General features: G+C 43.3%; 13 protein-coding genes. 2 read left to right on the plus strand and 11 right to left on the minus strand.

Translation table 11 applies throughout. The features are described 5' to 3' along the window. Positions 1-84: 84 nt before the first annotated feature. On the minus strand, positions 85-432 hold the full coding sequence (locus R7E42_RS04785) for a helix-turn-helix domain-containing protein (RefSeq protein ID WP_005375109.1): 348 nt from the start codon (positions 430-432) through the stop codon (positions 85-87). A gap of 300 nt (positions 433-732) precedes the next feature. On the opposite strand from R7E42_RS04785, the gene R7E42_RS04790 reads away from it, so the two are divergent. Beyond that, positions 733-1836 carry a mechanosensitive ion channel family protein gene (locus R7E42_RS04790; RefSeq protein WP_005375107.1) on the plus strand — a complete coding sequence of 368 codons (1104 nt, stop codon included), beginning with the start codon at positions 733-735 and terminating at the stop codon, positions 1834-1836. 72 nt (positions 1837-1908) lie between these two features. Here the strand turns inward: R7E42_RS04790 and R7E42_RS04795 are convergent, their stop codons facing one another. From R7E42_RS04795 to R7E42_RS04820, 6 genes are all read right to left on the minus strand, one after another. Continuing rightward, positions 1909-2628, minus strand: coding sequence for a carbonic anhydrase (locus R7E42_RS04795; RefSeq protein ID WP_318072392.1), 720 nt, complete (start codon positions 2626-2628; stop codon positions 1909-1911). 141 nt (positions 2629-2769) lie between these two features. Further along, positions 2770-3738, minus strand: coding sequence for a spore coat protein U domain-containing protein (locus R7E42_RS04800; protein ID WP_318072393.1), 969 nt, complete (start codon positions 3736-3738; stop codon positions 2770-2772). Continuing rightward, on the minus strand, positions 3735-6161 hold the full coding sequence (locus tag R7E42_RS04805; protein ID WP_372082160.1) for a fimbria/pilus outer membrane usher protein: 2427 nt from the start codon (positions 6159-6161) through the stop codon (positions 3735-3737). The genes R7E42_RS04800 and R7E42_RS04805 overlap by 4 nt, the downstream gene beginning before the upstream one ends. Further along, positions 6161-6916 (minus strand): molecular chaperone, encoded by a 756-nt coding sequence (locus R7E42_RS04810; protein ID WP_169628864.1) that lies wholly within the window; start codon positions 6914-6916, stop codon positions 6161-6163. The genes R7E42_RS04805 and R7E42_RS04810 overlap by 1 nt, the downstream gene beginning before the upstream one ends. A 20-nt stretch (positions 6917-6936) precedes the next feature. Next, positions 6937-7434, minus strand: coding sequence for a spore coat U domain-containing protein (locus R7E42_RS04815; protein WP_017820521.1), 498 nt, complete (start codon positions 7432-7434; stop codon positions 6937-6939). A gap of 39 nt (positions 7435-7473) precedes the next feature. Then, positions 7474-8019, minus strand: coding sequence for a spore coat U domain-containing protein (locus R7E42_RS04820; protein WP_005375099.1), 546 nt, complete (start codon positions 8017-8019; stop codon positions 7474-7476). Positions 8020-8268: 249 nt separating this feature from the next. Here R7E42_RS04820 and R7E42_RS04825 point away from each other — a divergent pair, with 249 nt between their 5' ends. Then, positions 8269-8406 carry a hypothetical protein gene (locus R7E42_RS04825; RefSeq protein ID WP_318072394.1) on the plus strand — a complete coding sequence of 46 codons (138 nt, stop codon included), beginning with the start codon at positions 8269-8271 and terminating at the stop codon, positions 8404-8406. Position 8407: 1 nt separating this feature from the next. Here R7E42_RS04825 and tdh read toward each other — a convergent pair whose 3' ends face one another. The 4 genes from tdh to R7E42_RS04845 form a co-directional block, all read right to left on the minus strand. After that, positions 8408-9439 carry an L-threonine 3-dehydrogenase gene (gene tdh, locus R7E42_RS04830; protein WP_005383983.1) on the minus strand — a complete coding sequence of 344 codons (1032 nt, stop codon included), beginning with the start codon at positions 9437-9439 and terminating at the stop codon, positions 8408-8410. A 44-nt stretch (positions 9440-9483) separates the two neighbouring features. Further along, positions 9484-10677 (minus strand): glycine C-acetyltransferase, encoded by a 1194-nt coding sequence (locus tag R7E42_RS04835; RefSeq protein ID WP_005375095.1) that lies wholly within the window; start codon positions 10675-10677, stop codon positions 9484-9486. Between the two features lie 212 nt (positions 10678-10889). Beyond that, positions 10890-13220, minus strand: coding sequence for a putative bifunctional diguanylate cyclase/phosphodiesterase (locus R7E42_RS04840; RefSeq protein ID WP_005375094.1), 2331 nt, complete (start codon positions 13218-13220; stop codon positions 10890-10892). Next, positions 13217-14149, minus strand: coding sequence for a transporter substrate-binding domain-containing protein (locus R7E42_RS04845; RefSeq protein WP_005375093.1), 933 nt, complete (start codon positions 14147-14149; stop codon positions 13217-13219). Before R7E42_RS04845 ends, R7E42_RS04840 begins: the two co-directional genes overlap by 4 nt. Positions 14150-14153: the final 4 nt, after the last annotated feature.

Genomic DNA, 14153 nt, shown 5'->3' on the forward strand with positions numbered 1-14153 from the left:
CAAGCGAGCAAAACAGAAACGAAAAAACGAGCCAACAGCGGCTCGTTTTTTATTGCTCTTCAACCCGATAATTTGACGAGCAAGCTAGCTAACTTGGTGAACGTACTCGATCACGACTTGGTTTCCGTCGATAAACACGTTACTGATATCGCCATCCACCGTCACACGATTTTGTAAATAAACGGTACCAGATGCAGATAGATCACGCTCCGTCAAAGACGGAATCACCTGACCAGGACGTACATGTAGCTGCTCGCATAGCTGTTTTACAAAACCTAGCGTCAGTGGAGAATTACCACGTAACAAGCCAGAAAACTCGTGTAGACTCAAACCAAGGCGCTTCGCCATTTCCATTTGAGTGATGTGCATTTTGGCTTTTTGTGACATCCAGATGTCGTAGAGCGCGTTTCGATCCAGCTCTGTAAATTCCATATCTGCCTCCGCTAATTCAAGAGTCAATACACTCTCACACTTACTTAAGATAAATGTTAGCGATAAGTCAGAGAAGTTATAATTGATCGTCCAAATATCAACCCTCAATCATTGGTAGCGTACCTCTGAACATGCATGAGGCGGTCGCTCAGCAAAACGTAAAGGTAACTCTCTTGTCATTGGAAGGAAAAGTCCATCTCGGCGGTTTAGACATAAGTAAATGATTTAAAGGAAATCACTGGGGTGAAGGAGTAATATCTGCTACCTTTCCTTCCATGGTTCACTAGAAATAAGTTACATATGCCACAGTGGTTTACCGAATTACAAAGCTACATTGAAACGTCTCATCAAAATTGGAGTGGAAGCGTCCTTTTCATTACGCTCGCTAGCTTTATAGCTTGGATAGCTTGGCGGCTGATTCGCTCTCGCCTCGCTGCGCTCGTAGAGAAAACGCCCTTCCACTGGGATGACATGTTGCTTGATGCGCTAAAAGCGCCAGTCAGTACACTCATTTGGTGTTGGCCTGCAACCGTCTCTATCGGCATCATATTAGAGAGCGAGCTCAACGATAAAATAAACTGGTTAAGTACGCTGAAACTGATTTTAATCATCAGCATCTTCGTATGGACCGTTATGCGGCTCATTACCAATGTTGAAGAGCATGTTCTCGAACAAAAGAACCGAGATGAAACAACAGTACAAGCGATAGCTAAGGTCGCGCGCCTGTTCTTTATTACCGTCGGAATTCTAACCGTAATGCAGGCATTTGGTCTGTCACTATCGGGCCTACTTACCTTCGGTGGTGTTGGTGGTTTGATCGTCGGTTTAGCGGCGAAGGATTTGCTGTCTAACTTTTTTGGAGGTCTTATGATCTACTTCGATCGTCCATTTAAAGTTGGCGATTGGATCCGTTCTCCAGACCGACAAATAGAGGGGACGGTAGAACGCATTGGCTGGCGTATGACCATTATCCGAACTTTCGATAAGCGTCCACTGTATGTGCCAAACTCAGTGTTTAGCAGCATTGTCGTAGAAAACCCATCTCGCATGCTGAACCGACGTATCTACGAAAAAATTGGACTTCGTTACGACGATGCTGAAAAAATGCCGCAAATTATCACCGCGGTAAAAGAAATGCTGAAAAATCACAAAGACATTGATGCACGCCAAACACTTATCGTCAACTTCGATACATTCGGTCCATCATCATTGCACTTCTTTATCTATACCTTTACTAAAACCGTGAATTGGGTGAGATACCATGAGGTTAAGCAGGACATACTGCTTAAGGTAATCAACATCATTAAAGAACACGATGCAGATATCGCGTTCCCTACTCAGACGCTTAAGCTTGATCCTATACAAATGGTAAAAGCGGAAGAGCAAGAAGATCACGGCTTCTAGTTCTCACCAATACCCAAATAATCAAGCCCGCTGTGTTTAAGCGGGCTTTTTATTTTTCTTCGCATGAAGTGGTTATTGTTGCGTTAACACCATACGTGCATTCAGCGGTTGGATTGGGCGATTGTTTTTCCCCATTACTTCCGAAAAAGATTTTATCTGCTCAGGAGAAATAGTTTGTGCTTCTTTCATCACCAACCAACGTACACCTTCAGAGCATGGCGGTGTCGTTAGTGAGCCGTTAAAGCGGTAGTAGTCTTTATCACTTGGGGTAAGGGCATCAGCATCAAATGGAACCTTGATGGTAACATCTTGATCTTTAGTTGGAATGTTAGCTAGCATCTTAGCTAGATCTGGGTTCGCGTCACCCAGTTTAAAGAACACCGCGACAACAGCTAGATGACCTACTTTGTCGGCATGCACAAAGTGTGCTTCTAGAGGGTATTCTTTACCGTCCACATGGTTTTCAGATGGCGTATGGAAGTGGAACTGTTTCAACGTAAACTCTTTACCATCAATGGTGAGTGTGTTTTTACCTTCTAAACCAGTCTGTAAAGTGTGACCGTTGTTCAGCAGTGAAATTGCCTTACCTTCGTAGTCGAAATTCAATTTTTCTAGCTTCGCTTCGGTCACCGATTCAATGTTGATTGGGCTCTGGTTTTGACCTTTTGCGCACTCAGATGCAAACTCACCCCAATGAGCAGGTCCATGGTTTCCCTCGTAGCCCCAGCTTGCTGCATAAGCTGTTCCTGTAAATACCAGTGCCAAACCTAATGTTGTTAGTGACTTCTTCATCATTTTCCTTATTTCTGAAAGTTAAATTCCGTGAGAATAAAGCCATACTAATCTCACAAAATTAAGCAGTGACAGAGTGAAAACTATGATTACAAAAGATTTTTGGAATAGAAGCCTCTAATGATGTAATTGACATGATGCTCAAAATTGAACGTCAACGATTATTGAGTCGGTGTAAGTACCTGCAGGAGGGGTCGTTTGGCTGGTTAGTATCTGCGCGCGATAATTATAATTCTGTGGAGTGATACCATCAGGAATAGAGCCGCCAGTATCGACGTCACTGTGTTCACGACGTTCAGAACTGGTTCCTCCCCAGCGCTCCATCGTTGATGACTTATAGATTTCATACTCCAAATAGTGACCACTAGAAATCATTCGCCGCTGACCGCCGGACGCATTTAGGCCGTCATTCAAGCCAATGGAGAAGGAACTATTCTTGGTACAAGTTAACGATATAACCTGACTGACTGGTTCAAAACCGGCCACTAATGGGGACGAACCAAAATCAATATCTGGCGCTGTGATCATACAATCAGGGGTCACTTCCAACTCAACCGTAATCACGCTTTGAGCGCTGCCATTGGCGCGGCCAATGCATACCCCTAGAACCCCGATACCCTTACAGTAATCCCAAATCCAGGATACGGTGATTTGGTCTTTATAAGTCCCAGCGGAAAGATTACTACCCACTCCCGTCCGAACATAGAGCGGAAACTCGGCTTGAGTGCCAAACAACCCGAGTAAATCGAGTAACCCGATTTCAAAAAAATTGTAAGTTTGGCCGAATACATACTCTTGTGAAAAACCTGGATCGCCAAAAATCTGATAGCTGAGCTCCGAACTCGAATCATCCTCATTTAATAGCAAACCATTATTTATACTGTTAAACGTTGCTGATACGTAGTCGCCACTTAACAAAGACACAAGTGTAGAAAAGTCACACGTAATCCCCGCATGAGGCTGAGCTGAGCTTTGCTGCTGAGAGCTTGAAACAGTAAACGAAGAAACATTGCCAAACAAGATTAAAGGTGCTGCCGCCGTGAGCTGACAAGCCATTGTCGAGCACGAGAAAAAGAGAAGTAGGCTAGCAAACCAGCTGCGCAAAATCATAGTGCGGTCTCTTCTTCGGCTTTGATACAAACCTGCTCAGGCAATGTTTGTATTTTTTGACTGTCACGCTGATACAACCCCTCAATAAACACTTTACATGGCGACTGTCCTTGAGGATAAAACTGAATATAGCGGCCTGGGTCAACGCCTTCAAAGTACGTAAAACCATCCCAACCAATTTGGCTTGTTAAGCCCGTTTCTGAGCGGCCATATGTACCAATCGGAAGGAACAAATGATTTTCGTCTACCACCGTCATGCTCAGTGCAATTTGTAGCTCTATTGGGAACTCTAACAGGTAGCCGTAGCCCGAATGTATCGAAGCAAACTGCTCTGTTGCAGAAAACGCAGCATTGGCAGGTAAATTAAGTGGATCGATTTCATATTTGGCGGTGTAATACGCCGTAGCCCAAGGAACAAGTAAGTAACCTTCATCATCTGTCACTCCGACAATTTGATTTTCATATTTAACCGGAATACCTTCAAAACCACTGGTGCTCACCACAGCGAAGCTGTCATACACTTCATTCGCTGGGAATATTTCTCCATCCAACGTAGAGACCGAACCTGCCATTTCCGCAAAATAATCATAGTCGCCACTGGTGCCATTTAACCCCGCTCTGAACTGCGCCCATGACGCACGGTAGGTCAAATCAGCCTGTTTACGGTTTTCTGGGTGTTCGTTAATATCATGCGCTAAATTGACGCCCCATCCACCTCGTATTGGCGCAAGGCGGCTGTAACCCACTCGCCCTCGCACATCGCCATCATCCTCTCTTTTCAGCGTTAGCCCCGAACTTCCCCCCAAAGAACTGAAAGGTAGAGAGAATTGCGCCAACGTAACACTCTGACCACCAATACTATGGTTGTAAGACAGGGACATATTGATATTAAAAGGCAGAGCGTAGCTATAAGTAAGATTTAGGGTACGTGAATCTGAGTCGGATTGTTGAATATCAAAGTACCCACCAGAAAGTGAGCCCCAATCTCCCAAACGGACTCCCATATTGATTTGTGATAGATGGCGCGACGCGAGTGAAGCGTCCTTGCCGTCATCGAGCATTTCGTAATTTGGTAAATGAGATAAGGTATAAAAGTCGGCTTGTTCTACTTGAGTTCGAGCAGCGAAGCTAAACCGCCGAGACTGATAACTATAACCTAGCGCATATGAGGTAGATTGATCCTGAAAATTACTCACACGAAACGAGGCATCCACCGTACCTAAATTGAAAGCATTGGTGACAAAGCCCAGCCCCGCAACGATCAGGTCATCTTTTGCTTCGGCTTGAGCTTCTAATGTTAACCAATCAGTCATGCCATGACGCAGAGCGGTAACCACGCCACCGTCTCCATAGTCGTTAGATGCATTACCGAAATTTTCTCTGATCGCACCAATACTCGCACTGTAAGATGTAAATCCGGTCTTGAGTAGATCGGAAGAGAGAAAAAATGGGCTGGTCATGACCGTTTGCTTACCTTGAGCATCCGTTGCAATTACCGTTGCTTCCCCAGCACCAGAGAGCATTGGAATATCGTTAATAATGAAAGGACCGGGCCCAACATTCATTGAGTCAGTTTTAAAGCCATTGATAAACAAATCTAACGTAGTGGGCGCTGTGACCTCACCGTAAAATGCAGGTAACGGCGTCGTCACGACATCCGGACGCATAGAGAAATCATGCGACAACTGAATACCCGCCAGTCTTACTGGTTGGCTCCAAGATAAAGGGCGAACAATATAGTCCCCTACCTCCATACGAATTCGCTTCTCTTGATTGACGTACTCGTAACTCGTATCAAAACGAGTGTACTGGCTGCTTTGCTGGGACTGAACATCGCGATGAAAGTTAGATTTAAATATCCCGGTAGTAGAAAAAACGCCAAACTCAGAAAAGGCTCTGACTTCATGATTGATAGAAACCTCCTTTTGTCGGCTTTCGTTCTCGTACACACCAAATACGTTGTAGTTAAGCAGGCCACCACGCCCAAACTGAGCCGGGGAAAATCGCCCCATATCCTGCGCTGATAAGTTCTGCATCGGTAACCAATTAGGCGGTACGTCAATTGCAAGTTGCAATGACGATTGCAAGTAACGCACGTTAACACCTGGGATAGACGTAACCTCAAGTCTCTCTTCGGTTCCAGGCAACGACTTGGCGGTAACCCCAACTGAAATGAGGTCCTCCCGGAGCAAAAAGAACTGATCGCCAACTCGCTCAACTTTCGCAACAAGCCCTGTTGCTCTTTGATTGATCACCAACTCCAGATTGAGGCTGATATTCTCAAACTTTTCTAAAGAGAAATTTTCAGGACTCGGTAGCTCAGAGAAGTGGTTTGCTGAATTTGCACAAAGACCAATACTGCTCCACGTTACGCTAAGTAATACCAACCAAAAGAAAGCATTCATTGTATTAAATCTATTCATTATTGCTTCAATGGTATTTGGTAACGTTTACCTCCAATATTCGCGCTCAAACTCATAGGTCTGACATTACTATGGGGAATAGACCAAACCTTATACTGTTCAGGAAGAATATAGCCAGCTAGTCCATCGGAAATAACGACAGGATCTTTATTTGGTAGGTTCAATTGTAAATTCACTAAGCGAACATGGTGTTTTCCTGAATTTTTAATGTGAACAAAACGCTGATTATTTTTCTTAATAAACTGTGCCTGTAAATCATCCCATAATTCACTGTCACGGTTTGGTTTTTGAGTATCAGTCAGCCCTTTCCCGTAAATAAACAAAGGTATCGAGTAACGCATTCGGACTTTTACAGCGAGTTCATTTTCCGTCAATTCTGTTTGAGGGTTTTGAGTTGGCGGTAATTCATCTATGATCACTCGGTATGCATACTCCTTACCCGCAGAGGCTTCATCTTGGTTGATGATGCGGATTAACTGCTTTTCACCTGGTTCAATTTTGACAAACGGAGGGGTTGCAATTAACTGGCTTTGACTTGAATAGCTATCTTCTCCTTCGTTTTGTTCCCACTTAAAAATTCTCACCTGTAAATAAGAATCAACACTGCCTTTATTTACCATCCAAAGTGATGTTGCATTGCTCTCCTCTGATATTTTGGGGTAAATCGGCCAAATTAATAATGAGTTAGCGTTGGCATTTGAGAAAAAAACAAAAAGGAAGGCTATTAATAATAGTTTTTTGAGTATGAATTCCATTTCACCCCTCCAAAGTTCACTTACCACTCTAATGTCAGCGTAAGCGTATCCATATAAATTCCAGCCATTTCATTCCCATTTATTGTCGCCTTTGCCCAGATAGGAAACTGAATATTATCTGGGTCTTGGTCAGTATCGACGGAATATTGCGTGTCAATATCAAGCACCTGCGTGTAATTTAGATCCTGGAACAAAAAGTAATCTACCGTTGTCGCTTCTTCACTGTGCTTTAGCTTACGTACACCATCCGATGCATTCATCCCGCCATTTACGGAAACATTCATCGTAATACCCGGAGTACAGCTTAATGTGAGTGATGAACTGTAAGTGATGCTGCCTTGTACTTCCGTCGCGTAAACTGAAGAATGCTCACCAAAATCTAACGTGCCTATTTGCCCGGCTTGGGTTGCGCTTTCTTCTTGTACTGCGCCGTTAATCAAACAACCTGTATCTACGGTGGCAGACACCTGAAAAGTTTGTGTCGCATCAGCCAGCACAGTTAAAGAGCACAAACTCATCGCGACAAGTGAAAAGCCCCTAACAACCAGCGTCACGTTTTACCAGCTTAGCGTCACACTGATGGTATCGGAGTATGTACCGGCAATGCTGCTCGTACCGTAAGCTTTCGCAAAAAGCTCAATAGTTTGCGATGTTGCACTAGTAAATTCAGACAGAGCTACCGTCCCGCCTTGTATAATTTGTGTGCTTCGGTCTGAGTCGGTAAACAACGTATAATCAATAAATTGCGCGCCATTTGACATCGCGTAGGTACCAACGGTCGCACTTGCATCATACAATCCGGTGCCCAATGTAAACGTCGGTGTCACACCGTTACTACAAAGCACTTCAATACCCGTCGCACTACCACCATTTACCACACCATCTTGTTCACTGAAGATTGCAGGCACGTCTCCAAAGGCGAGTGAGCCAAAGCCAACGCCAGAAGCTGCATCTACCGCATTATTTCCATTAATCACACAACCTTGTACAAGGTTAATTGAAACATCAATCGTACCGCTCACTGACGCTCCACTCGCTTGCCAACTAAATGAGGTTAAGAGCAGAGGCATCATCAGATAAAATCTTTTCATATAAAGCTCCATTTTTACATTCCACTGTATATCGGTAACCTTTTTATTAGTTATAGCTCAATTATGACAAACCAAATGCATATAAAATGTAAAACAATAAAAAGAAGCGGGATAAGGATAAAGACGAACAGCAAATAAAAACATTAAACTTAAAAATGACGATTTTTAAGCATGTAATGCTAAAAAATAACCACTAAAAACAAATGGTTATTATCTTGTTCCAAATATAGAATCGACAATGAGTTAGAAGGTAGGGCGAAGTTGAGTGAAAAGAATCTTAAAAAAGTAGCAGAACGATACGGAAGTTTAGAAAAGATTGGCGACCATTTCTTCCCGAAACAAAAATCTTCATTAAACAAAAATGCGCCCCAAAAAGGAGCGCATTTCTTACTTGAATAAGTTATTCCCAATCAAGAATAACTTTGCCTGACATACCGCTGCGCATTACATCGAAGCCTTCTTGGAAGTCATCAATCTTGTAGTGGTGCGTGATGATTGGCGATAGATCCAGACCAGATTGGATCAGTGAAGCCATCTTGTACCAAGTTTCGAACATTTCGCGACCGTAGATACCTTTGATCACCAAGCCTTTGAAGATAACTTGGTTCCAGTCGATACCCATGTCTGACGGTGGAATACCGAGTAGTGCAATGCGACCACCGTGGTTCATTGTGGTTAGCATTGAGTTGAATGCTGCTGGGTTACCAGACATTTCTAGACCAACGTCGAAGCCTTCTGTCATGCCTAGCTCAGCCATTACGTCTTCTAGCTTCTCTTCAGCCACGTTTACTGCGCGTGTTACACCCATCTTACGAGCAAGTTCTAGACGGTATTCGTTCACGTCTGTGATCACTACGTGGCGAGCACCAACGTGCTTTGCTACTGCCGCTGCCATGATACCGATTGGGCCAGCACCTGTGATAAGCACGTCTTCGCCTACTAGGTCGAAAGAAAGTGCTGTGTGTACTGCGTTACCAAACGGGTCAAAGATAGACGCTAGATCGTCAGAGATGCCTTCAGGGATCTTGAACGCGTTGAACGCTGGGATCACTAGGTATTCTGCGAATGCACCTTCGCGGTTAACGCCCACACCAATCGTGTTACGACATAGGTGAGTACGGCCGCCACGACAGTTACGACAATGACCACACGTGATGTGACCTTCGCCAGATACGCGGTCACCGATTTCAAAGCCACGAACTTCCTGACCAATCGCAACCACTTCACCCACGTATTCGTGACCGACAACCATAGGCACTGGAATTGTCTTTTGTGACCATTCGTCCCAGTTATAGATGTGTACGTCTGTACCACAGATAGCGGTTTTCTTAATTTTGATCAGAATGTCGTTATGGCCGACTTCAGGTTTATCAACCTCAGTCATCCAGATGCCTTCTTCAGGCTTTAGCTTTGATAATGCTTTAATTTTCATAATGTAACCTTAATTAAAGGCCCTATTGTCTAAGGCCTAGAATCTTAAATAAGACCCATGTCCTTACCAACTTGGATGAACGCGTCGATTGCACGGTCTAGTTGCTCGCGAGAGTGCGCCGCAGACATTTGAGTACGGATACGTGCTTGACCTTTTGGTACTACAGGGAATGAGAAGCCGATTACGTAGATGCCTTTCTCCAGCGCACGCTCTGCAAATTCTGCTGCTACTTTTGCGTCGCCAAGCATGATTGGGATGATTGCGTGGTCAGCACCACCCATTGTGAAACCAGCGTCTTCCATACGAGTACGGAAGTGTGCTGCGTTTTCCCATAGACGGTCACGTAGGTCACCGCTCTCTTCTAGTAGATCTAGAACGCGGATAGAAGCGCTTACGATTGCTGGTGCAACAGAGTTAGAGAATAGGTATGGACGAGAACGCTGACGTAGCCAGTCAATCACTTCCGCTTTACCAGATGTGTAACCGCCTGAAGCGCCGCCCATTGCTTTGCCTAGCGTACCAGTGATGATGTCGATACGGTCAACTACGTTGTGATGCTCGTGCGTACCTGCACCTGTTTTGCCCATGAAACCAACAGCGTGAGAGTCATCAACCATCGTCAATGCGCCGTACTTCTCTGCTAGGTCACAGATAGCCGGAAGGTTTGCTACTACGCCGTCCATTGAGAACACACCGTCCGTTACGATAAGAATGTGGCGAGCACCTGCTTCTTTCGCAGCAATCAGTTGTTGCTCTAGCTCTTCCATGTTGTTGTTTGAGTAGCGGAAACGCATTGCTTTACATAGACGAACACCATCGATGATTGACGCGTGGTTTAAAGCGTCAGAGATGATTGCGTCTTCTTTGCCTAGAATAGTTTCAAATAGGCCCGCGTTTGCATCGAAACATGATGTGTAAAGAATCGTATCTTCTTTACCTAGGAACTTAGAAAGCTTCTGCTCAAGCTCTTTGTGGATGTCTTGCGTACCACAGATAAAACGTACTGAAGCCATACCAAAGCCGTGCTCGTCCATGCCTGCTTTACCCGCTTCGATAAGTGCCGGGTGGTTAGCAAGACCAAGGTAGTTGTTCGCACAGAAGTTTAGTACTTCTTCACCAGTAGAGATTTTAACAGCCGCTTGCTGTTGAGACGTAATGACACGCTCTGATTTGTAAAGGCCTTCCGCCTTTACTTCTTCGATTTGCTGCTGAATCTGTTGGTAGAATGCAGAAGACATTTGAAATTCCTTCCTAGTTATTTTGGCGAGTATTTACTCGTTTAGAATTAGGCTTAGCCTTTATGTGACGGGCGTCACGGGCTATCACTCATCAATTAATTGTAGTGTAATTCAAGGAAGGAGGAAGGATTATACCTTAAGGTGGAAAAGCATTAATGAATCCTAGGCACAAATTCGATTAATGCTTTTCTATGATGTTGTTATAAAAAGAATTATAGCCAGGTAGGCTTAGCCAAAAGTGCTTCAAAGTCCTTAGCAGGTAATGGTCGGCTATAGTGGAAACCTTGTCCGAACTCACAGTTTAGGTTTTTCAGGTAATCTACATGACGCTGTTCTTCGATGCCTTCTGCGACGATCTTAAGATCCAGCGCTTTTGCCATTGCTATGATTACGTTCACAAGCTCGCGGTCTGAGTCGTTCTCGAACATATTTTGCATAAAGCTACGATCAATTTTTAAGCGGTCGAACGGAAACTTCTGCAAGTAACTCAGCGCAGAATAACCAGTACCAAAATCATCAATAGTAAGTTTAGTGCCTAACGCTCGTAAGTTATTAAGCATGTCTAATAGCTCAGAATCGTGATTGAAGAGGAGACTTTCTGTCACTTCAATATCGAACTTATCTGACGGAAGACCAGACTCCTCAAGGCTGTGTTTAATAAACGTAAGTAAGCGCTCGCAGTACCTAAATTGAACACTAGAAAAGTTTACAGAAACAAACAACGGAGTCAGACTTTGCCATTGTGCCGCTTGTCGACACGCTTGTTGAATAGCAAACTCACCAATTTGATGAATTAAACCATTTTTCTCTGCAATAGAGATAAACTCTTCAGGGTTTACAAATCCGTACTTGTCATCATTCCAACGCATTAGCGCTTCTGCACCTACGATTTTACCACTACTCAGCTCAATAATTGGCTGATAATACAGCTCTAATAACTGATTGGAGATCGCACTTCTCAGACGATTTTCCAGATCCAAATAGCGTTGCAAATCTTGGTTCATATTATGGTTATAAAAACAAAAGCCATCACGCCCATCTTGTTTCGCCCGATACATTGCCATATCAGCACATGCAAGGAGCTGCTCAGCGTTGTCTCCGTCATCCGGGAACACAGACATTCCAACGCTGCTACTCAAGAAGAATTCATGGTTGTTCCAAACAAACGGATCGTTAAACGCCGAAAGTACACTTGAAGCAACTCGCTTTGCAGTATCATTATCAGGCAAGTCTGGGATGACGAGTAAAAACTCATCCCCACCAATTCTCGCCAATAAGTCTGTTTTTCTTGCGACTTGATACAGTCGCTGAGCACTGAGTTTAAGGATTTCATCCCCAACAAAGTGTCCCATTGAATCGTTAATCTGCTTAAAGTGGTCTAAGTCGATGAACATCACCAAAACTTTAGACCCACTACGCGATGCCCTAATTAACTCCAAAGCCAATCGCTCGGAACCATAACTACGATTAGGTAAATTGGTTAATGTGTCATATTTAGCTTGGAAGGCGAGTTCTTTTTCAGACGCTTTTCGACGTTCAATTTCGTTCGTTAATTTTTTATTCTGTTGAGAAAGAATATCTTTACGCTTTTTTTCTTCCTCAAGCTTAATTTTCAATTCAATCCTATTATTGTTCGTGATGAATGCATAACATAAAGCAATGACGATCATAACGGCCAGAATACTCAAACCAATAATAAAGAGCCGTGATGTAAATATATCTCGTTCACTCAAAGGCTCGAACCACGCCATCAATTTGAAGTGATGTTTATCCACAGGAACTTCAAAGTAAATTTTTCCGTCTACAGCCTCAGAAACGAAATAGTTCTCATCCTTATTGTGAGAAGGTGTTTTATTTATGGTATCCCATACAACCATTTCCACGTCTTTTATTTTTAGTACCATTCGGCTATAACTATCTTCGTGTTCTTGGTTAGTAAGTTGGTCAATAACAATATTCTTATTAAGATCGGCAATTAAAAAGGCAACAGGCTTTCCGGAGAACTTAACTTGCTTAATGACTTGAATGCGAACGTCATCATTGTATCGCGTCGCACAAACCTCTTCGGGATGCCCGTGTTGAGTCATTAAGGTTTGTATGTCCATCTTATGCTCGGCAAGGTTTTCGGAGCCTGTGGTGACAATGGTGACTCCATCACTGCCGACCAGCGTGAGCTTTTTATAGATTTGGCTGCTATTAATTAGCTTACTGTCTATCTTCTCATCGAAGCGACGCTTTAAATTAATTAAACTGGCACCTAACCCATACTCCATTGACATTCCAGAAGCTAAATTACCAAAGAATGTTTGTATTGTTTTATCTGTAGCTAGATTATCAACATCTTCACTCGCTATGGTAAATAAATTATCGAGTGTGCTTGCATAACTTTTAACTTTTAAATCTAGTTCTCTGTATTGAGATTCTTTTAATTTATTTTGACCTACGCTAGTCACAGTAATAAGCATAGCTAGGTAAATTGAAACTAATATTGCGCTTATTGTAATAAATCTTTTACTGGAAAATTTTTTAACGGCCTTATTCATCGGACTTTCTTTTTATCTTCTATAAAGTAATCGTTATAAAAGTAGTAAATAGATGGATAGTATTTTTTTACTAGTTTTTCGTATGAACCGTCTTTTTTTATCGAGTCTAAATAACGATCAAATGCTTTGCGTAATTCAGGGGAATTTTTACGGAATGCAACAGCCATTTTTTGATTTTCAGATATAGGGCCAATGACTTTTATTTCACCCGGCCATTTTTCGAGGGCAATTAGCGTATCCGCAACATCTAATAATGTGCTTTCCGCATCATTTTTCATTATCGCTGGAACCATCTCATTAAGGAGACGCGCCCCATCAGGTAATATAACTTTTGCACCTGTGTCATATAAGTCATAAAGGTTAGGATCCAAGCAAGAATGTTCTAAAGCTAACACTTCGCGACCATCGATCAGCTGCTTGACGTTTTTAACATCTTCATCGACCGACCCACTTGGTTTAATCGGGCTCAGACTAGAGTCGGATCTGGAAACCAACCATACACCTGAAGGAAAATAATCTTGTGAAAAATCGACAACCTCAGAGCGCCAATCAAGAATAGTAACGCCATTTGCGATCAAATCGCCTTCAATTGGAACACTTTCTCCGACAACAGCCTGCTTGTTGTGATATTGCACATTTTGCCCTGTCAACTTACCAACCACGTCGCTCCACTGTGCTGGAACATACTGGTACTGAACACCTAACGACTTGGCAAAACCTTTTATTATCTCTACATCTAAGCCAGTCAAAGTTTCCACTTCACCTTGTTCAATATAGGAGACAAAGTTAGCGTACGGGACACCAATGTGACGCAGTACACCGCGTTCACGGATTTGTTGTAAATCGTCTGACCAAGCGGCAGACGACGCAACAGAGGTAACCATGAGCGCCACCGTCGCTAAAGTTCTTTTGAATGTTATGACTGACATAATA

The sequence above is a fragment of the Vibrio sp. Vb1337 genome (genome assembly GCF_033338715.1).
Taxonomy (GTDB): Bacteria; Pseudomonadota; Gammaproteobacteria; order Enterobacterales; family Vibrionaceae; genus Vibrio; species Vibrio alginolyticus.